This window comes from Chryseobacterium sp. FH1, assembly GCF_000735135.1.
Classification (GTDB): Bacteria; Bacteroidota; Bacteroidia; order Flavobacteriales; family Weeksellaceae; genus Epilithonimonas.
Genome location: NZ_JPLZ01000008.1, coordinates 55,380 through 76,250, shown reverse-complemented (window position 1 = coordinate 76,250; position 20,871 = coordinate 55,380). Strand labels below are relative to the sequence as shown.

General features: G+C 36.8%; 16 protein-coding genes. 1 reads left to right on the top strand and 15 read right to left on the bottom strand.

Features of this window, described 5'->3' with window-relative positions:
* Nucleotides 1–2 precede the first annotated feature (2 nt).
* The 8 genes from IO90_RS17575 to IO90_RS17540 form a co-directional block, all read right to left on the bottom strand.
* Nucleotides 3–2,759, bottom strand: a complete 2,757-nt coding sequence (locus tag IO90_RS17575; RefSeq protein ID WP_034970538.1) for a M4 family metallopeptidase — start codon at nt 2,757–2,759, stop codon at nt 3–5.
* A gap of 143 nt (nt 2,760–2,902) precedes the next feature.
* A complete protein-coding gene (locus IO90_RS17570; RefSeq protein WP_034970535.1) occupies nt 2,903–4,345 on the bottom strand; it encodes an aminoacyl-histidine dipeptidase in 1,443 nt (480 codons plus the stop codon).
* A gap of 56 nt (nt 4,346–4,401) precedes the next feature.
* Nucleotides 4,402–4,983 carry a hypothetical protein gene (locus IO90_RS17565; RefSeq protein WP_034970533.1) on the bottom strand — a complete coding sequence of 194 codons (582 nt, stop codon included), beginning with the start codon at nt 4,981–4,983 and terminating at the stop codon, nt 4,402–4,404.
* Between the two features lie 80 nt (nt 4,984–5,063).
* The gene (yiaA, locus tag IO90_RS17560) at nt 5,064–5,456 is read right to left on the bottom strand and encodes an inner membrane protein YiaA (protein WP_034970531.1); all 393 of its coding nucleotides are present in this window, start codon (nt 5,454–5,456) and stop codon (nt 5,064–5,066) included.
* Nucleotides 5,457–5,512: 56 nt separating this feature from the next.
* On the bottom strand, nt 5,513–7,333 hold the full coding sequence (locus IO90_RS18535) for a BspA family leucine-rich repeat surface protein (protein ID WP_051878917.1): 1,821 nt from the start codon (nt 7,331–7,333) through the stop codon (nt 5,513–5,515).
* Between the two features lie 87 nt (nt 7,334–7,420).
* Nucleotides 7,421–8,734, bottom strand: coding sequence for an adenosylhomocysteinase (ahcY, locus tag IO90_RS17550; protein ID WP_034970529.1), 1,314 nt, complete (start codon nt 8,732–8,734; stop codon nt 7,421–7,423).
* 97 nt (nt 8,735–8,831) lie between these two features.
* Nucleotides 8,832–9,551, bottom strand: coding sequence for an FAD-binding oxidoreductase (locus IO90_RS17545; RefSeq protein ID WP_034970526.1), 720 nt, complete (start codon nt 9,549–9,551; stop codon nt 8,832–8,834).
* A gap of 87 nt (nt 9,552–9,638) precedes the next feature.
* Nucleotides 9,639–10,502, bottom strand: a complete 864-nt coding sequence (locus IO90_RS17540) for an AraC family transcriptional regulator (protein ID WP_034970524.1) — start codon at nt 10,500–10,502, stop codon at nt 9,639–9,641.
* Between the two features lie 139 nt (nt 10,503–10,641).
* Here IO90_RS17540 and IO90_RS17535 point away from each other — a divergent pair, with 139 nt between their 5' ends.
* The gene (locus IO90_RS17535; RefSeq protein ID WP_117596608.1) at nt 10,642–11,172 is read left to right on the top strand and encodes a HugZ family protein; all 531 of its coding nucleotides are present in this window, start codon (nt 10,642–10,644) and stop codon (nt 11,170–11,172) included.
* A gap of 172 nt (nt 11,173–11,344) precedes the next feature.
* Here the strand turns inward: IO90_RS17535 and fabF are convergent, their stop codons facing one another.
* From fabF to IO90_RS17500, 7 genes are all read right to left on the bottom strand, one after another.
* Nucleotides 11,345–12,580 carry a beta-ketoacyl-ACP synthase II gene (gene fabF, locus IO90_RS17530; protein ID WP_034970517.1) on the bottom strand — a complete coding sequence of 412 codons (1,236 nt, stop codon included), beginning with the start codon at nt 12,578–12,580 and terminating at the stop codon, nt 11,345–11,347.
* A gap of 71 nt (nt 12,581–12,651) precedes the next feature.
* On the bottom strand, nt 12,652–13,086 hold the full coding sequence (locus IO90_RS17525; RefSeq protein WP_034970513.1) for a PaaI family thioesterase: 435 nt from the start codon (nt 13,084–13,086) through the stop codon (nt 12,652–12,654).
* A gap of 22 nt (nt 13,087–13,108) precedes the next feature.
* Nucleotides 13,109–13,702 (bottom strand): TetR/AcrR family transcriptional regulator, encoded by a 594-nt coding sequence (locus tag IO90_RS17520; protein ID WP_034970509.1) that lies wholly within the window; start codon nt 13,700–13,702, stop codon nt 13,109–13,111.
* Nucleotides 13,703–13,904: 202 nt separating this feature from the next.
* Complete coding sequence (locus IO90_RS17515; RefSeq protein ID WP_081871849.1) at nt 13,905–17,063, bottom strand: GEVED domain-containing protein; 3,159 nt, start codon at nt 17,061–17,063, stop codon at nt 13,905–13,907.
* A gap of 7 nt (nt 17,064–17,070) precedes the next feature.
* On the bottom strand, nt 17,071–17,934 hold the full coding sequence (locus tag IO90_RS17510; RefSeq protein ID WP_081871848.1) for a T9SS type A sorting domain-containing protein: 864 nt from the start codon (nt 17,932–17,934) through the stop codon (nt 17,071–17,073).
* Nucleotides 17,935–18,086: 152 nt separating this feature from the next.
* On the bottom strand, nt 18,087–19,226 hold the full coding sequence (locus tag IO90_RS17505) for a tetratricopeptide repeat protein (protein WP_034970498.1): 1,140 nt from the start codon (nt 19,224–19,226) through the stop codon (nt 18,087–18,089).
* Between the two features lie 11 nt (nt 19,227–19,237).
* Entirely contained in the window at nt 19,238–20,722 is a 1,485-nt protein-coding gene (locus IO90_RS17500) for a helix-turn-helix domain-containing protein (protein ID WP_034970495.1), read from the bottom strand.
* Nucleotides 20,723–20,871 lie beyond the last annotated feature (149 nt).

The following is a 20,871-nucleotide window of genomic DNA, read 5'->3' as shown; positions in this document are numbered from 1 at the left end:
AATTATTTCTTGATAAACTTTTGGGTGGTCTTCTCTCCGTTTTTGTTGGTCAATTCCAGAACATAATTTCCAGTAGTCAATTTCTGAGCGTTGATCTTTTTATCAGCAGATTTTCCTGTCAGAACGCTTTGTCCGGCAATATTATAGACCTGATAAGAGAATTCTCCAGAATCGTTAGACTGGATATTAATCACATCTTTCACAGGATTTGGATAAATCACGGATTGATTGTCTTTAATGTCAGAAACACCTAAGTTTTCCGTAATGTTAAGAGAGTAATCTTCCACTTGTCCATAAGTGATTGTTGCACAAGAACTTGGTGTTTGATTGTAAGCGGCTTGGACTCTTATTCTCACGATTCCTGTCGCTGCTGTAGTTGGAATAGTAAATGTACCAGAAACTGTTGGTGCGTCTGTTCCAATAGATTGAGTCCATGCTACTTCTCCCGCATCTGTAAACACGCCATTGTTGTTGTAATCTGCATGTAATCTGTATCTCAATGGATAAACAGTTCCAGACCAGAACGGTGTTACAGTGATTGTATATGTTAATCCCTTTGTTACATCTGTCGATAGATATGAGAAATCTTCATAGCCACTTGCTCCTGTGCTTTGGTTGTCGATTGTATTTAGTTTTACATTTTGAATTCTCATAAAACCTGTATTGCTAGCTTGAGAAGTGCAGTATGTATTTCCGGTATCCAAAGTTGTTACTAGAACTTCATTGCTGAAACCTGATTTGTTCCCAGCCTCGTCTTTGGCTTCCACCTTGAATTTGTAAGCTGTAGAAGCTGTAAGACCTTTTACATAATAGGAATTGGTGTACGTAGATCCTAACAATACATTGTCTTTGTAAACATTGTAGCCGTCTAGTGCGAAGTTGTCGGTAGATGCGGTCCAAGAAAGATATGTCGAAACATTGGTTGTAGCTGTTGCTTTCAAATCTACTGGTGTAGTAGGTGCTGTAGTATCTGGACCGTTCGGATTGTATTTTGCACCCAAGCCAACTGCATAAAAAGCATCCTGAGTTGCAATCGCTTCCGGAGAGTTTTCTCCATAAAGATCGATTGCTGCTTGGATCCCAAAGTTTCTGGCATTCATATAATTTGAATTCCCGCTCAGATAGTTTGTTTCTAATCTGTAAACAATTTTGGTTGCTTTTTCAAATCCGATTCCTGTTACCGAATATGATTTTCCAATGTCATTAGTTCCTGTTTTCCCTTGAACCAAAACATAATACCAATGGTTCAAAACACCACTGTTTGTGTGAACGCCACAATAGTCATTCGCGTCTTGAGATGGAGTAACACAACCTTCTGCCGCTGTTGCCGGGATCCAGTTTTCTCCACGGTAAGTATCTGGTTGTCCTGCAGATTTAGGATTGCTCATTGATCTTAAATAGAAAGGAGAAAATAAAGTAATGTCTTCGCCAATCGTGAAAGCCTGTTTGTTTGGTGCATAAGTATGTTCTACAACTGCGCCCCAAATATCAGAAAAACCTTCATTCATTGCGCCAGATTCTCTTTGGTAGAGAAGTCCCGCTGTAGTTGCACAAACGCCATGGCCCAATTCATGAGCTGTCACATCAAATGCTGTCAAAGGATTGAAAGTAGCTGTTCTGTCACCATCTCCATAAAGCATGTAAGATCCTGACCAGTAGGCATTGTTCACATTATTACCATAATGAACGTAACTTCTTAGCAGAGATCCGTTGCCATCATAGCTATTTCTGTTGTGGTTTAATTTGAAATAATCGTAAGTTTTTTCAACACCCCAATGTGCATCCAAAGCCACGTTGTCAAATGTTGAGTTATCAAATTCCGTAGCAGTCCAGTCGTTATCAGTATCTGTGAAATCTACCGCAGCGTTCAAAGCTGTGCTTTTCTTTGCATTGTAAGTTCGGACGCCATTTCCTCTTGTTGTATCAAAAAGAATATAATCCGTACCTGCCGTGTTTAGAGATGTTTCGATAGTTTGATTGCCACTGTAGCGGGTAGCCGCATTAGCAGGTACAAGTTTGGAAATTGTATTTTTAAGATTGGAATCTCTTGACTCGAGATTTATTTTATCAATGTCAAGTTCTTTTTGAACAATGTTTTGAGTTGCATGCTTTATGATCGCATCTGATAGCAAAATGCTTCCATTGCTTGCATCTACGTAAATGTAAGCTCTGCTCATCGGTTGCGATGCGAAGACATCAAATTTGTAAGCTAAAACCAACTTATAACTTTCATCAGCTTGTAGAATTGGTAAAAGCACCAATTCTCCTGTTGGTTTTTTATAATTATCCACATTGCTGTCAGCATCGTCCCACATGTATTTTGTAGCTCCTACACTTTGAACTGCTTTGTCCAAGGCAGATTGTGAAGATATTTTTGCAGATGTGCTTACGGAAGAGGTGTTGAAAATTTCACCATTCATACTGGTGAGATTTTCATTTTTATAATGCAGATTATAGACTCCAGATTCAACTTTTACGTTGTTATGGAACAACTGGTATTTTTCATCCACAAATTTACCCGTTGCATCTTTTTCTGATTTGGTAAGTTTTAATTCCGTTCCTGCAGGAAGTTTCAGAATATCTTTGAATAGATCTGCCTTCGAAGCAGATTTTAAGTTTGCATTACTTTTGAACGTCACCAAACTGATGTTTCCGTTTTTCTCTGTAATTTTCTTTTCAACATATTCTTGGGCATTTGCAGAGAAGCCAAATCCAGCCAATCCACACAAAATACCAATCCGTAAAAGTTCTCTCTTCATATCTTAAATATTAATTAGGGTGTAAAAGTAGTAAATTTTTAATGATAATGGATTTTTATACTTTGTTTTTGTGTAAAATATTAACAAAAGCTCTATTAAATGACAAATCCAGTAATTATTTACTGGATTTCTTTTTTTGAGTATTATTTTTTCAGAGGAATGTTTTTCAGGATTTCCTGAGTGTATTTCCAAAATTTTTGGGTTGATGATATGCTTGCTCGTTCATCAGGCGAGTGAGCGCCTTTGATCGTGGGTCCAAAACTTACCATTTCCATTTTTGGATAGTTGGCTCCAATGATGCCACATTCCAAACCGGCGTGGCAAGCAACCACCATTGGTTTTTCGCCGAAGTTGTTTTCATAAAGATCCGTCATCACTTTGATGATTTCTGCATCTGGCTTCGGTTTCCAGCCTGGATAGGAACCACCAAACTCAGTTTTTAAACCATTGCTTTCGAAGGCGGATTTCAGTTGGTTGGCAACTTCCCATTTCGTAGATTCTACGGATGATCTTGTAAGGTTAAGGATTTTGATCTCTCCATTTTTAAGTTCAACTCGTGCAACATTGTTGGAGGCTTCTACCAGGCCTTCCACGTCTGGACTCATTCGGAAAACGCCATTGTGAGCTGCATTGATTGCGTAAATAATCTTCTTGGAATCATCAACTGAAAGTAGTTTTTCCGATGGATCTGCTTTTTCGATATTGATGATCAGGTCTTTTTCCAATGATGCGAATTCCTCTAATATCTCAGCTTTCAATTGTTCTGCATTCTTCAAAAAGTCCGAAGAAGTTTCTACTGTAAAAGTTGCTGTAGCCTCTCTAGGAATGGCATTTCTCAAACTTCCACCGTCAATTGAGCTTAGCTGAATTTGATTTTCTAAAGCTGAAAATAAAAATCTGCCCAATAATTTGTTGGAATTACCAAGCCCTTTGATAATGTCCATTCCAGAGTGTCCGCCTTGCAAACCTTTGATCTCGATCTTGAAAGTTTCGCCTTTGGAATCATTCAAATCGAATTTTGCAGAAGCTGTCACATCTACGCCACCAGCGCAACCGATGTCGATCTCGTCGTCTTCTTCGGTATCTAGGTTTAATAGGATTTCACCTTTCAACTGGCCAGGTTTCAAAGCCAATGCGCCAGTCATTCCGGTTTCTTCATCGATGGTGAAAAGAGCTTCCAAGTCGGGATGCGCAATATCATCACTTTCCAGAATCGACATGATTGTTGCAACACCCAGACCATTGTCAGCTCCGAGTGTTGTCCCTTTTGCCTTCACCCAATCACCATCCACAAACATTTGGATACCCTGTGTTTCGAAGTCAAAATCGACGTCGTTGTTTTTTTGACAAACCATATCCAGGTGCGATTGCATCACGATTGGCTGACGGTTTTCCATTCCTGCTGTTGCTGGTTTTGTGATGATGACATTTCCAGCTTCGTCAACGGTTGTTGGCAATCCCAGTTTTTCACCGAATTCCTTTATGAATTTTATAACTTTTTCTTCTTTTTTTGAAGGTCTTGGAACGGAATTAAGCGCTGCGAAGTTTTTCCAGATCACTTTTGGTTCCAGTTGAGAATATTCCATTTTTTTGAAATTTTTTGAGGTTGCAAGGTACTAATTACAGAGTTATAACTAAAAGCTTATTTGCCATTGAATGTAATTTTGTTTCTTGGTTTTGTGCCAGAGTATTCTTCAATTCTTTTGATGAACGCACCATTTTCAAAATAGAGAAGGCAATTAAAGCAGGTTATCTTTTTGTCTTTTACAAAGATATTGACGTTAAGTCTATTTTCAAAACGACTTACGTAACTTGGCTTGAAATTATCTTCATCAGCGTTTCTATTAATAATAAATATTGGAGATGGGTTACTACTTAGCTCTTCTAGGGTTTGACGTAGATTCATATAACCGTCCATCACAAAAAACAATTTGTAATCTTTTTCCTTGGCAAAATCAATAAAGTCTTGTAATGGCTTCAATCTCAAATAAGAGCCGTTTGTAAAGATATATACAATTGCTTTTGGATGATTTTTAAGTTCCTCGGATAGTTGCTCTCCCGTAATTTTATATATAAAATTTTGATTTAAATTTTGAAAGCTATCTAATGTTTTTACCCGATAACGATAATGGTCTGGCATTTTTTCAGAATCATCTCCCCAGCCATTGACTGTGCAAGAACTTAATACAATAGAGGTAAATAAGAGTAGAATCAGTTTTTTCATTTAGTTAAGCTAGTTTTTTCAAAAATATAAAAACCTCCCAAATGATTGAGAGGTTTCACCTATATTATTGAATTAAATTTTTAATCTTCCAGCATATTGTCACGCGTATTTTTCTGAACGGCAATGGCTCCGAAAAGGGCGAGCAAAAATGCAAAGGCATAAAATCCTTTTTCACTTGGGAGAATCGTGGCGTTCCAAAGTCCGATCACGAGAAGAACGATCGATGATAAAGTGGCGAACCAACAAAGTCCGTAATAGATGTCGGTCACTTTGATATTTTCCATCTTGTCACGAACGGCTTTCTGCAAAGAAACGACTGCGAACAAGCCGTAGAGCAGGATGGTGAAGTAGTAGCCTTTCTCGTTCAATTCCATTTCGGCGCGTGCAAGTCCCACGATGAAGCCTATCATTCCTGCGCCCAGTGCGACCCAAGATGCCGCGACGAAGGCGTTTGATACTTTTTGTTTTGCCATTAGTTTTTGTTTTTTTATTATTTAATAGTATCAAATATATTCTTTTTTTGAATAGCTTACTCAATAATTATCTTTTGTGTGTATTTCTCTGATGGGATTTTCAGAATATAAATTCCTTTGGATAAATTTTTCAGAGAGATTTGGTTGTTATTATATTTCTGTCTTTTTACCATTTTCCCTTGCATGTCGTAGATTTCCACATCTTTACTGTTTTGAATGTTATTTATAAAGATGAAATCTTTAGCCGGATTAGGATAAACTTGGATTTTTATGTTTTGAAGTTCGTTTGTTGAAAGGGCGCAATTGGGATCATATGTGTCTCCAGAGATGGTCCAGCCTTTTGTGTTTATGAGATGATTTCTTGCATTGACAGCCTCATGCGATGAATAGATCGTGTTGGCATTGTCTATAAATTGTAAACCGTTTGGAGTTTCAGGATTATTTGCCCAGCCAATTAATATTTTGTCATAGTTTTGACAAGATAAATTTGAATTTTTAAACATTTTTTCTATGTAGTTAACGTTTTTAAGATTCCATTTTCCTAAATTTTGATTGAATAAAGTTGCATCATAAAACATATAATCAATCTCTGTAACCTTTGATGTATTCCAGTTTTCTATATTTTGATTAAATGCTCTAGAATTATAAAACATTGCATACATTAAAGTCACTTTTGAAGTATCCCACTTTCCTAAGTTTTGATTAAAGCTTTCAGTATTAGCAAACATTTGACTCATATCAGTAACATTTGAAGTATTCCAATTTCCTATATCCTGATTAAAAGTTTTACAATCATTAAACATATCATCCATCTTTGTAACATTTGAAGTGTTCCAATTTCCAATGTTCTGATTAAAGTTTTTAGCGCCTAAAAACATATTACTCATATCTGAAACTTTTGAAGTATCCCAATTTCTAATATCTTGATTAAAATTTGTTGCATTCCAAAACATATCACTCATGTTAATTACTTTTGAAGTATTCCAATTTCCAATATCTTGATTAAAATTGCTGGCTTCGAAAAACATAGATTCCATATTCACAACTTTAGAAGTATCCCAATTACTAATATTTTGATTAAAATCGGTTGCTCTACTAAACATTCCACTCATATTTGTGACATTTGAAGTATTCCAATTACTAATATTTTGATTAAACTTATTAGCTTTTGAAAACATTGATGCCATTCCAGTAACTTTAGAGGTATCCCAATCACTAATGTTTTGATTAAAATTATTGGCTTCTGCAAACATAATTGTCAAATCGGTAACATTAGATATGTTCCAATTACCTATATCTTGATTGAAATTTTTAGCTCTAATAAACATTCCACCCATATCGGTAATGTTAGAAGTATTCCATAGATTAAAAGAAGAGTTTCCTTTTAAATTATTACATTCTTGAAACATGGCACTTAAATTTGTAACACCAGATAAATCAGGAACGTCAGTAGCCGTAATATCTAAATTAGAACATCCATTGAATGCAAAAAACATGTTTGACCATTTTATATTTCCCCATTGCTTAACCTCCAGTAATTTATCGCGATCTATACTATAACCATTGAATCGATGAAAATTTCCAATACCATTACTAACTTTTATAAGGTATTGAGAATCAGTAGATATTCCTGTTCCGAAATTAATTAGCTTGGTAGTGTTTTCTAATGTTGTAACATTTGCTAAAGTTCCGTTATGAGAAGGGTTTCCCACCTCTTCCCAGTAAATTGTGTAATTATTCCCGACTCCGGAAAAGTAAATTTGAGTGGTAGTAGCACCCTCGTATGGTTTACCGGGTTGCCACAATGTAATAAACTCATTTTGCGCAAAAGAAAAGGCACAAAAAAGAATCATTAAAAAGGTAAATTTAATTTTCATAAGAATTTAGTTATTAGAATGTTGTAAAGATAAAAAAAACTCCCCAAAAAATTTGGAGAGTTTCTATATACTTTAATATTAAAAATCTTAGTATCTGTAATATTCTGGTTTGAAAGGTCCTTTCACGTCAACGCCGATGTAGTCTGCTTGTTCTGGTGTAAGGGTTTCCAATTCTACGCTTAATTTCTTAAGGTGCAATTCTGCTACTTTCTCGTCCAAATGTTTTGGCAACATATAAACTTCGTTTCCGTACGCTTCAGAGTTGGTCCAAAGTTCGATTTGAGCTAAGGTCTGGTTACTGAATGAGTTAGACATTACAAAACTTGGGTGGCCAGTTGCGCAACCTAGGTTTACCAATCTTCCTTCTGCAAGGATGATGACTTCTTTACCTTCGATGGTGTAGATGTCAACTTGAGGCTTCACTTCAGATTTTGTGTGACCGTAGTTTTCGTTCAACCACGCCATATCGATCTCGTTGTCGAAGTGACCGATGTTACAAACTACTGCTTTATCTTTCATTTTAAGGAAATGGTTTCCTCTCACGATGTTGTAATTTCCAGTCGTCGTGATAATGATATCTGCATTGTCAACAACCGTATCCAATCTTTTCACTTCGTATCCGTCCATTGCCGCTTGTAGCGCACAAATTGGGTCAATTTCAGTTACAGTTACGATAGAGCCAGCACCTCTGAAAGAAGCCGCAGTTCCTTTTCCAACGTCTCCGTAGCCGCAAACCACAACTCTTTTTCCAGCCAACATAAGGTCTGTCGCCCTTCTTACAGCATCTACTGCAGATTCTTTACAACCATATTTGTTATCGAATTTAGATTTGGTAACAGAATCATTTACGTTGATCGCAGGCATTACCAAAGTTCCGTTTTTCATTCTTTCGTACAATCTGTGAACACCAGTTGTGGTTTCCTCAGAAAGTCCTTTGATGTCTTTTGTGAATTCCGGGTATCTGTCAAAAACCATGTTTGTCAAATCTCCACCGTCATCAAGGATCATATTCAATGGTTTTCTGTCTTCACCAAAGAAAAGAGTCTGCTCGATACACCAGTCAAAATCTTCTTCGTTAAGACCTTTCCAAGCGTAAACCGGTATTCCAGCAGCAGCGATTGCCGCAGCAGCGTGGTCCTGAGTAGAGAAGATATTACAAGAAGACCAAGTCACTTCAGCACCAAGAGCAACCAAAGTTTCGATCAAAACTGCAGTCTGGATCGTCATGTGAAGACATCCTGCGATTCTTGCACCTTTAAGTGGTTGAGATGGTCCGAATTCTTCACGGATAGACATCAAACCTGGCATCTCAGCTTCCGCCAAAGTAATTTCTTTTCTTCCCCATTCTGCTAAGGAAATATCCTTAACTTTATAAGGAACGTATTGTGTTGTTGTGCTCATATTTATAATTAAATAAATTTAAAAATCAGTTTTGAAAACCAAATGCAAAATTACGATTTTAGTTTTACATAAAAAATTCGGGGCACAGGTTTTTATTTCACAATCCTTTTTTACCTTCTATCCAGTAAGCTTGGGAAAAAATCTGATGACCAGATATGTTATTTTCTTTCAATGATTTGCGGATTTTCCGCAATGTTTTCCCATTTCCGGTAATGTAAAATGCTGCATTATCAAGCTCAATGATACCTTCTTTGAAAAGAATATCTATAGATTCAAGGATTTTCTCAGGTTCATTTTTCAAAGTATGATTTCCATATAAGTTGAGTTCTTTCAGGACCTGATGGTCATCCAGTTCAAAAATACTGTCGAAAGAATAATAGCCGTAACCTTCTGTTTCATATTTTATTGACAAAGCGACTCCTAAAGAAGTCTCGTCACCAATGACGATATGATGTTTAAAATCACATTTGAACATATCTTTTCCCCTCGGAATGATATATTTTATCGTTTCTCCGACTTTTAAATTCTCTATAAAATCACAACCGGAAGCATTGCCGTGAAGATGACACAGAATCTCAAAAGTACCTTCAGCTTTATCATAATTATAGGGCGTATACTTGCGGTAATCAGTATCATTCACCCGGAATTCGATGGAATATCCTGGTTTATATTCCAAACCGAGGAGATTACCGGAGAATTTGATTCTTTTTAAATGGTCAGCAATGTTTTCTGTTTCTATGACGGTTGTTTCACGGATATATTTGGAAGCGAAGATGTTTTCCATCGTATCATTCAACCATTTTGGCATACTTGGCATAATCAATAATTTTCTACAAAGAAAATCAGATAGACAAAGGAAAACGATAGCTATTTCGAGGAAGTGATTGGACTTTTTGAGGTAAATTTATTCAGGAAACTCCATTTTATTTTTCTTTCTGAAATCCAAGGCAGACTGTTTTGTCAGTTTCGAAAACATCCGCGAAAAGTAGGCGTAGTCATCATAACCGAGTTTATTGGCAATTTCTTTCACTGTCAAATCCGTGTAAAAAAGCAGGCGTTTTGCCTCAATGATAATTTCCTGCTGAATCCAATATCCTGCTGGCTTTCCAGTAATATCTTTGACAACTTCTGTCAGATAGGTCGGAGAAATACTCATTAATTCAGCGTAAGATGATGGACTTTTCAAGGTCTTGAAATTGTGCTTTACAAGCGTTTTAAATTGTCTTGTCAGTTTCAGGGCACGACTTTCCTTTATCTCTTCCTGATTAGAATTCTCAGCAAAGACCGAAGTCAGCATTCCGATGTAAGCATCCAGAAGAGACTGAGCTATGTTTAAATCGGTTTTTTTATTTTTATGATACAAATAAAGAAGTTGAGCACAATTATCAAGGGTTTTTGCAAATTCAGATTCTATTTTTAAAGGAAGAATTGGAAAAAGCGACTCCTCAAAAACGGCACGAACTTCATTCGGAACCAAGTCGGAATTGACGGCTAAAAACCAGCCACAGAAGTCAAAACTTTTTGAGTAATGAACTTGCCCGGGCATTATGCAGAAAACTGATGGAGCTTCTGCTTCGAAATTTCTGAAATCTACCATACCTTCTGCTTTACCGCTTTGCAGGAAAAGAAAAAGATAATGACTGTCTCTGTGGACACCTTTTTCCTCGATATCTTTGTGTGCTTTCTCAGAAGTTTCCCTTACAAGTTCAAATACCAATCCTTCTTTCGTGATGTCATTGAGATGATATGTCGGGATGTTTCTGTTCATTTTAAAAGGAAAGAGTAAAATTATTCAATAATTCTTTTACTGATAATTTTAAAGATATGAAATTATACATAACAGAAAATTATTTGGTTCGATTCTAAATAGCTATTTTTGCGTATCAAATTAATAATAAATTTAAATTATGAGTGAAAGTACACATACACAAGAAGCAAAAAGAGATGCAAAGCCAGTTGCGCCGAAAGTAAAAGAATTAATCGCTAAAACCCTTAGCGTAACTTTGGCAACTGTAGATGCAGAAGGAACGCCGAATGCGAGCTACGCACCGTTTGTAGAAATTGAAAACAAATTCTACATTTTGGTTTCTTTTATGGCAAAGCACACGAAGAATCTTGCGGAAGGTAGAAAAGTTTCTGCAATGTTTATCGAGGATGAGTCTGCTACAAAACAGGTTTACGCAAGAGAAAGACTGACTGTTGAGGTTTCTACTTCTCAAATTGAAAGGGATTCTGCTGACTGGAACAATATTGTTGGAAAACTGAAAGAAAGACACGGAAAGATTGTAGATGTTCTGAACGAAATGACAGATTTCATCCTAGTTGCGCTTCATCCTGTGAAAGGTGCTTATGTGAATGGTTTCGGAAGTGCTTATTTTGTGGATGCCAATCTTGAAATAATGGAACACAGAAACGATATCAATCACACACAGAAATAATAAGATTTCTACTATATAAAAGGCTTAGTTTTCACTAAGCCTTTTTTATTTTAAATAATTTTAACCACATGACACATAGTTTTTAAACTTAAAAAAGGAAAAATAGCTTTTCTATTTAATCTTGATTATTGAATCTTTAAGACTCTTTTATCTATGTGTCTATGTGGTTTTTTTAAATTTTCCTGAATATAACCGTCGAGTTATGCCCACCAAAACCAAAAGCGTTGCTCATCGCAATATTGATTTCTTTTTCTTTAGGTTCAGTCACGATATGAATGCCTTCCGGGATATTCTCATCCAGATTTGAAATATTGATGGTCGGTGGAATAATGCTGTTCTGAATCGCTTTGATACACAATATCGCTTCGACTGCGCCGGCTGCTCCCAGCAAATGTCCTGTCATAGATTTGGTAGCGCTGATATCCAGATTCGGACTTCCTTTGAAAACCTTAGTAACGGCGTTCAGTTCTGCCAAATCTCCAAGTGGGGTAGAGGTGGCGTGCGGATTCAAATAATCGACCTGGTCGGAAGTGATGTTTGCATCTTCAAGCGCCAATTCCATAGATTTTGCCGCGCCAATCCCTTCCGGATGTGGAGCGGTCATATGATAAGCATCGGCAGTCATTGCTGCACCAATTAGTTCTGCATAGATTTTTGCACCCCTTGCTTTGGCGTGTTCGTATTCTTCAAGAATCAATGCTCCAGCGCCTTCTCCCATTATGAAACCGTCACGTTCTGTATCGTAAGGTCGGCTTGCTACTTTTGGATCGTCATTTCTTGTGGACATTGCTTTCATCGATGAGAATCCGCCAACAGAAGCCTGCGTAATCGGCGCTTCCGAACCACCGCTAACGATGATTTTCGCCTTTCCCCAACGGATGTAATTGAAAGCATCCATAAACGCTGTGTTCGCAGTGGCACAAGCGGAAACCGTTGTATAATTGATGCCACGCAATCCATATTTCATCGAGATCATTCCAGAAGCCATATTGGCAATCAGTTTGGGAACAAAGAACGGACTGAATCTTGGCGTTCCATCGCCTGTAGCAAATGCTACGACATCATCTTCAAAAGTCTGCATGCCACCTTGCCCCGTTCCCCAAATCACACCAATGTCAAAAGGGTCAATATTTGTCAAATCCAAACCGGAATCTTCCATTGCTTCTGCTGAAGCATAGATTGCAAATTGTGTGAAAAGATCGCTTCGTTTGATTTCGTTTCTGTCCAGATATTTTTCTGGCGTGAAATTTTTTACCTCCGCAGCAAACTGAACTTTGAATTTTTCCGGATTGAAGTGCGTAATGGTTGCAGCGCCACTTTCTCCGGCAAGACTGTTTTTCCAAAACGTTTCAACGTCATTTCCCAAAGGTGTTACGGCTCCCATTCCGGTAATTACAACTCTTTTCATTTTATGAATATTTTTAATTTTTATTTTGAAATTTCAGAAGACTAACTTTTGAAATGTATTAATTCTTAAACCTACACTTTTTTAATCTCAGTTCGGAATAAATTTGAAGTTCCTTTTGCAATCAATCTCGATTTATCGGCGTTCCAAACTTCGCAAGTAGCGTTGATAAATTGTTTTCCCAACTTGGTAATGTGCGTTTCCGCTATGATATTTTCACCTTCTTTTCCGATGGCAAAATAATCGATGACATTATTGATAGTTGTGTAGAAATTTGGTTCATTCAAAGAAAAAATTGTCGCTCCCAAAACGTCATCAATGATTGCAGCCGTGACGCCACCGTGAAGATTACCGATTGGATTCAGCCATTCCGGACGGATCGTATATTGAAATTCCAAATGTCCTTTTTCTGCAGAAACCACAATTGGATTCAGCCAGCGCATAAACGGCGACGGCGAATCTGTGAATTCTTTTCCAATCAAAGTTTTCAAATGTTCTAATGGATTCATAGATGGATTTTAGATTTTATTGTTACTTAATTAATTCGGTGTCAATGATTTTCGTGATTCTGTCCAAAGCATTGAATAGATGATTTCGATCATCGGTTGTTTTTGAAATCAGAATGCCACCTTCAATCAACATAATGAACAAATAGGAATAGTCTGACGGATTAATGGTTTCCAGAATTTCATTTTTTGATTTTCCTTCATCAATAATTCTGGCGATTTTATCAGACCAAGCTTTAAAGCTTTTTTTGACTTCGGTTTTTAGAAATGGCATTGTGTCGTCGCTTTCTATGGCCGTGTTCATAATAGGACAACCACCACGAGAAAAGTGTGCGTCCCAAGAATTTCGGTAATGATTTAATAAAGCCATTAGTTTTTCCCGACTTGTCATTTCGGGATTCAAATCATTGGCAACTCCTGCCTGCAAAAGTCTGGCATTGTACAGGTAAACCTCTTTTGCGACTTCATCTTTATTCTCGAAGTTACCATAGATGCTACCTTTCGTAAGTCCAGTCGCTTCAGAAATATCGGACAGAGAAGTTCCTGCATAACCTTTCTTGTTGAAAAGTTCGGCTGTACTTTCGATGATGAATTGTCTTGTTTTTTCTGCTTTTGACATTTCTTAATTTAATAGACTTGGCAAAGATAAACAAATAAAATACCAATCGGTATATTTTTTAATTGAAATTAAGTTTAATAGAAGATCCGATCATTTTAGTCATCATGCTTACCTTAATCAAATAAATTTTTCACAATTTTATTTACAACAAAAAGCCTTGGAACAAATAGTTCCAAGGCTAATCTTAAATAAATGAAGAAAATTATCTTTTTATAATTTTAAATGTTTCAGTGGTTTTGGACGAAGTTACTTTCAAGATATAAGTACCACTTATTAATGTTGATAAGTTCAACTTGACATTTCTGATTTTAGCATCTTGGGAAAGAACTTTTTTGCCAGACAATTCAAAGATTTCAACTTTGGAAATGTTTGATTTTCCTGCAATGTTCAAAACATCCATTACTGGATTCGGATAATAATTGAATTCTGTTTTGTTGATTTCAGAAACACCTAATTGCAGGTAAGCTGTAATTGCCAAAAGTTCACTTTCACATTGACCGTTGTTTTGACTTACATAATAAGTCGTGCCATTTACCAATGGTGTAGTTGCAGGAATTACGGTTCCGTTTTGGTTGGCGTACCAAGTCATGCTGGTTCCGGTAACTTCTAAGTTTGCTAAAGTCTCTCCTAAGGTGAAATACTGTGTTGCTTCGCCCATTGGTGCATCTGGAGCAGGAATGATCGTCACATCAACCTTAACTCTTTCCGATTTACACTCGCTGTCACCAGTATTGAACTTCCAGTTATAGAAGAAATAATAGTTGGAATTGGCACCACCATTGTTAATCGTTCCACCAGTAATTTGTCCTACATTTCCTAGTGCGTAAGGGAAGCCTGTGTGTTGAGTAGCTAATTCTCTTACTAAGGAAGGGCTGGATTCCATTACCAATCTGTAGTTATCGCCAGCGGGGATTATAAAACCAAGCGGGATTTCAAAACGTACAGGATTAACAGCATTTCCTGCAGGTAATGACAGGGTTTTGCTGTAAACTTCATCCCAGTTTTCATTGACAAGTTTCACGGTGATTGGTCCGCCTTGTGTATCGGCAACGTAAACATCCACCGAATTCAATGTGATGATTTCATTGGTATTGAAAACCAGTCCCCAAGGGTTTGTTGTCTGGTTAATCTGTGCCGCACCTAAAGACTGCGGTGCTGGTCTTCCACCATCAAAAAATTGTCCGCTCGTAGCCTCTGCCCAGAAAGAAGTAGTTTCTGAGAGTTTTGGTGTTTTAAAATTTAATCCTGAACCAATTGGTGTAGTTGCAGTTTCTGATGTGAACCAAAATACTTGTCCGCCGTTAGTCTGTGCCTGCAAGATTGCTGCTGTTCCTTCACATGTTTGGGTTGAGGTTGTTGCGATGGTCAATGATGGTGCTATACAATCAGAATTGATGATGATGGTGTAATCTTCGGCCTGTCCTTCTTCCTCACTTCCACCCCAGTTATCAGAATTACAAGGATCTTCGGCATAAAAACCGTCGCCGCTGCTTTTCATGATTCTCATTCTGGTTTCACCTGACAATGCGTGGCTAGGAATTAAAATGTTGCCTACCAGCTGTTGTCCGTCTTCTCCTGTGGTATCTTCGATGGTTCCTATTTCAAAACGTTCTCCCGGATCATTCAGATTTCCATTGTGGTTTAAATCGATAAAAACAGTAAGGGAGTTTGTCCAGCCTCCGCCAGTATATCCTTCTAACGTAATTTCATATTCTTCTCCTTTGTCAACATTCGCTTTCATTTCTAAGAAAAATTCGTGATCTGGTGAAGAAGGCGATGCAGAAGTCCGGTTGTCTATTCCTGCAAAATTCACATAAGTAATTGGTTCTGTACCGTAATCGTAAGAAAGCGGTCCGCAGTAATCATCATTTCCAGGCGTCGGATTGCTTACGTTTAAAGTGTATTCTTCGGCCTGACCAAATTCGTGTTCGCCGCAAGGATTCGTTGAATAGCTATCTCTGTTCTTGATAATGCGCATACGTGTGTCTCCCAAAGGCGCATTGTTTGCTACAGCAAATGGGAAAACAAGTTCTTTATTGTCTGTTCCTGTAGAATTTGAAATGCTTCCCAATTCGTAAATTTCTCCTGCATTATCCAGAACATCATTCTTGTTCCAGTCAACGAACAATGTATAATAATCAGTGTGATTTCCTCCTGTATCACCTAATACTGTCAGATTATAAGTTTGACCTCTTTTTAGCTGTGCTTCTTTATCTAAGAAATATTCCTGAGGTAGAACAGAAGGGGTTTCAGTGGTGTTATTAATTCCTGCAAAGTTTACGTTAGTAATCGGCAAAACAGTTTCTGCGGTGTAAGTACAGTAATCATCCGGTACAGGAATCACAGAGAATGTATAATCTTCTGCCTGTCCAAAATCGTAGCTGCCACAAGGATCTGTAGCGTAGCTTCCTCTGTTGCTGATGATTCTCATTCGGGTCGACCCAAATGTGACATTCATCGGAACAACAAATGAACCCCAAAGCTGACCGTCAGATCCATTAGAATTCTGCAGGCTTCCGACTTCGTATTTTTCACCGTCATCAGTCAAAATTCCGTTTTTGTTCCAGTCTATGAATACAGTGAAGAAGCTTTCAAAATCTCCGCCTGTGCTGCCGGATAATTTGATGATGTGTTCCTGTCCGTGCACGGTATTTCCTACTTTATCCAAAAAAAATTCGTGTGCTTCTGTTGAAGTCGCAGAAGTTGTGTTGCTGATTCCGGCCACATCCACATAGGTAATCGGCGTAACCGTAGTCGCAGTGTAGCTACAATAAACATCCGCTCCTGCACCGGTACCGGTAATTAAAACATTATCAAAACTGTAAGTGTCCCAGACGGAATAACTTGATTCACTATCCACAGGAATATAGTTACTGTTTCCTTCTTCAAAAACCGTAACAATTCTGATCTTTAAGTTTGAAGCGCCTTCTGTTCCGGAAACGGAATAAGGTCCGAAAGTTTCAATTTCGTTTTGCAGCGTTGTATGTTGGGCCTTTGTTACCAACTGCCAGGTTGCTCCTGCATCTACAGAAGACTGAATTTCAAAGAATTTAGAAGAACCATTTGTGCCGTCAATGTCAATGCTGAATTTGATGTCAGAATATCCGGCAATCGAAGTTGAAAACTGCACTCCTGCAGTTTCCGTGTTCGTGCCTTGTTCCGGAAATGTATGGATAGTGTGCAGTCCATCGAAGAACTCCAGGCTGCCATTTCCCTGTGTGCCTCCAATTTTTTCTTCAACACCTATGCCTTCGCTGGGTGATGCATTTCCATTTTCATAGTTCCAGAGCACAATTGTATTTTGTGCAAAGGAAAAGTTGATTAAAATTAAAAGTGTAAAGAACGTATATAATTGTTTCATTTTTTTCTTAGTTTTTGATTAATTTTTTGGTGAACGATCTTCCGTCGAGCGTCTGGATTTTCAATACATACATTCCTTTCAGAAGATGTGAAATATTTAAATCGGTTGTTTTGCTGCCAAAAGATTTGATGCTCTTTCCTGATAAATCAAACAATTCGATCTGAGTTACTTTGGTAGAATGATCTAATTTTAAACTAAAACTATCTTTGACAGGATTTGGAAAAAGGGCCACTTTTGAAGAATTGATCACTTCAACATTTCCCAAAACAGTATCTTCGCCTTCAATACTCATGATGAATCTCGAATTGTCAATCTGTCCGATGTCACCCACTTCAGTCGGTTCGAAAATCCCGCATGCATCAGATTGTATATAAGATGGCGCATCATCCGTAAAGCCATTTGCGCCTACCCAAAGTGCCGAACTTAGCGGTTCTCCATTGTAATGGATTTCCATCACCACTTCGGAACCAGCAGGAATTAATGTTTCCAAATCGACATCTATGGTATGCGTATCTGATTGTGTTACGACAACAACTTTCGTAGCTTTCAGTGTGAGTTGTCCTGTGGGATAAGCGCCTTCGGATGTGTAAATATTTAGTGTGACCGGAAAGCCGTCCTGTGGCAGATTCAAAACATTTTGAATTGCAAAACTTACTTTGTGAACCTGGAAATCATTCTGGATATCATAATCATTTAAGAAAAAACTACGACTCACGCGGTTTTCCAGTGAGTAGGCATTTCCATTAATATTGCAAGATGCAGATGAACTGAAATGGGGATTGAATGGAATCTGAGAATGGGACACTGTAATTTGTGCTCTCCCAAGTCCACAAATTCCCAAAATAATTAAGGGTGTAAAAAAATTCTTCATATCTACTTTTTTTAAATTTTGATAGTCGAAACTATAACAAAATAAGAACTAAAAGAAGTCTTTACTGTGATGAATACCTGAAAATTTCAAGATTTTGAGCAAGGTTTTATTTTACAAAAATTTGATAATGAGCTATTTGTATAAAATACCTGTTATTTGGACTCAGAATTCTGATTTGATTTCAAATCTCTCATTTTATTCTTTAATCGGTAAGATTTGAATGAAAAAAATATAATTAAAATTATAATTAGTATTAAAAAGATGACAATTATATAGATTTTATTTTCAGAAAAAGTGAACCTTTCTACAACTGCATTCCCGGATGGTTTGTTGATGATGTGTGTGATAGAATTTTTTTCTGCTTCAGAATATCTCTTTTTGGTTTCAGTGTACAAATTGCTGTAATAATTGTATTTCGGAATATCATTGAGTGCTAAATAATTTTGGGAAAGCAATTGGTAAGCTTCTACATCCAAACCCGACTTGGACATTTTTGTTGCTTTTTTAAGAATTTTATCGAGAGTCTCAATAGAGGTTTTATATTTTTTATTGAGCTTATGATATTTTGCCCAGGCAATTTGCTGGGAGATTTCAATATCATCGGTTGACGGTATTTGTTTTATGATCGCATCACTTTTCAGGAGTGATATTTTCGCTGAATCTGCATTTTTATTTTCTATAAAACAAAGCGATTTGTGCAAATGGGCAATACAAAGATTGGTTTTGGCTACATCACTATTCTTCAGCTTTTTATAAACGCTTATCGCCTTATTGAAGTACTCAATTGAATAATCGCAATCCAGCGTTTCCTGATAGATCATTGCCTTGATGGAATAATTATTTCCACGAAGATACTGCAGGGAATCCGGCAAAGCATGTTGATTGATAATTTTCTCCGCCTGATCCAGATAGCTGTGTGTGTTGTCGTTGATTTGTAAAATCTGGTATTGATAACCCAAAAGCGACAACGCTCGGACCTGATTGACATAATCATTCTTAAGTTCTGCAATTCTCTGAGCTTTCAACAGCGATTCTATTGATTTTTGGATGTCAAATTTTTCACTGTAAGCCGTGCCCAGAATTATCAGCGATGAAAGTTGAAGATTTGAATTTTCAGGTGAGTTTTTATAAACTTCTTTTGCTAGCAATATTGATTTTTCGGGATCAGAATAGATGATTTTATTAGCTGTTGCCAATTTTGCAAACAATTCATCTTGTCCTCTTGCGGTTTGGCTGATTCCAAAAAGCAGAAAGATGATGATAATGAAAGTAAATTTAAATGGATGAAACATTTTCTGACAAGCTAAACTAATGATTTGTGAGCTGAATTTTCTTTTTTGATGAATCCGATAAAATTTGTCGGCGAAATGCCTAAAGTATTTTTAAAGGCCAATGTAAAAGTATTTCTGGAATTGAATCCGCACTCTTCTGCCAACGAACTGACTTTGTAATTCTGATATTTAGGTTCCGATTTTAATTTTCGGATGATGTAATGAATTCTCAATTCGTTGATGTAATTATTGAAATTCTGACCTTTCTTTTTATTAATAATTTCAGACAGATATTTTGTATTGGTATCCAGGTTTTTTGCCAAAAATTGTAAGGAAACTTTCGGATTGATGTATTTCTCGCCTTCTTCGAATTTTTTAAGTTTATCCAGAATGATCTGTTCTGTCTTTTCCGAAATAATATAGAGATTGTCTGAGTTAACTTCATGAATTTCAATTGATTTTAAATTTTTCGTTTCATTCAGATTCTGCATAATCTTTTGAAACTGAACGTATTCTTTCTTCACCTTAATGTGATTTGCATAAGCCAAAGCCAATCCGGCCAACGCAACACCCAAAGTGATCAGAATCCATAATGATGATTTATTAGAATCAGGATTTTCCACACGTACGCTGTCTGCTTCGTTTGCCAAAAGTACCCTTGTATCTTGGTTTGACTCATAGATGGAATCATTTAATTTCAAATATTGTTCATTTAAGATTTTATAATTTTCCAGATCATCGGCGGAATAATGAATCTGGGCCAAATTTTTGTAAACATCTTTTTTCAACAGAAGATCTTTGACTTTTGGCAAATCTTTAGTAAGTCCAGATACAAAATACAAAGCGCTGTCGGTCTGTTTATTTTGCAAATAATAGCTGCTTAATCCATTTTTTGCCCTTAACTCCAAATCTTTAAAAGTTGGAAATTGATTGGACAATTTTAAATTCTGATTGAAATAGTGTTTTGCGGAATCCAGTTCATTTTGAGACAAATAATAATCTCCCAATTTTGAATAAATGAATTGCAAAGATTTTGAAACCTTTTTTGGATCGTCAATCTGTCGAAATTTAGCACTGCTTTTCCACAAATTTGTTTTTCCTTCATCATCTTTTGAAAGTGCGAAATTCAACAAACCTTTTTCCAACTGAAATCGGGCTTCGATGTAATTTTGCTCTTTGGAATCGGTTATCGCAGACAAAGGAGTCATTGCCATTTCAATATTTTCTGACGCTATTTTATTCAATTCCAAACCTCTGTAAAAATTGGCAAGCAATATATAAGTGTAAGCTTTGAAGTTTTCGGATTGCGAAGTTTCAGACATTTTTTTTGCCTGAAAAAGAGACTTAATTGCTTCTTTATAAAGATTTTGCTTTAGGTAATTGTCAGAAAGCGCAAGGACTTTTGATTCTTTATTTAGCAAACCTTCAAATTCGGGCGACAAGGATTCTGCATCCTGCGTATTCTGCGCTTTGATGAATAAACTGAAAATGATAAATAATATAATATTGGGCTTCAATCTGATAGGGTTGCAGTATGTAAATTTAGTCAAATTTTCAAAATGCCACTTTTTTAGTAGGGTTAAGTTTTAGTAACAAACGAATTAATCCAGACAAATCAGAATGATCAATCAATAATAGATAGCGCAATTTTCGTTTTTTTCTGCTA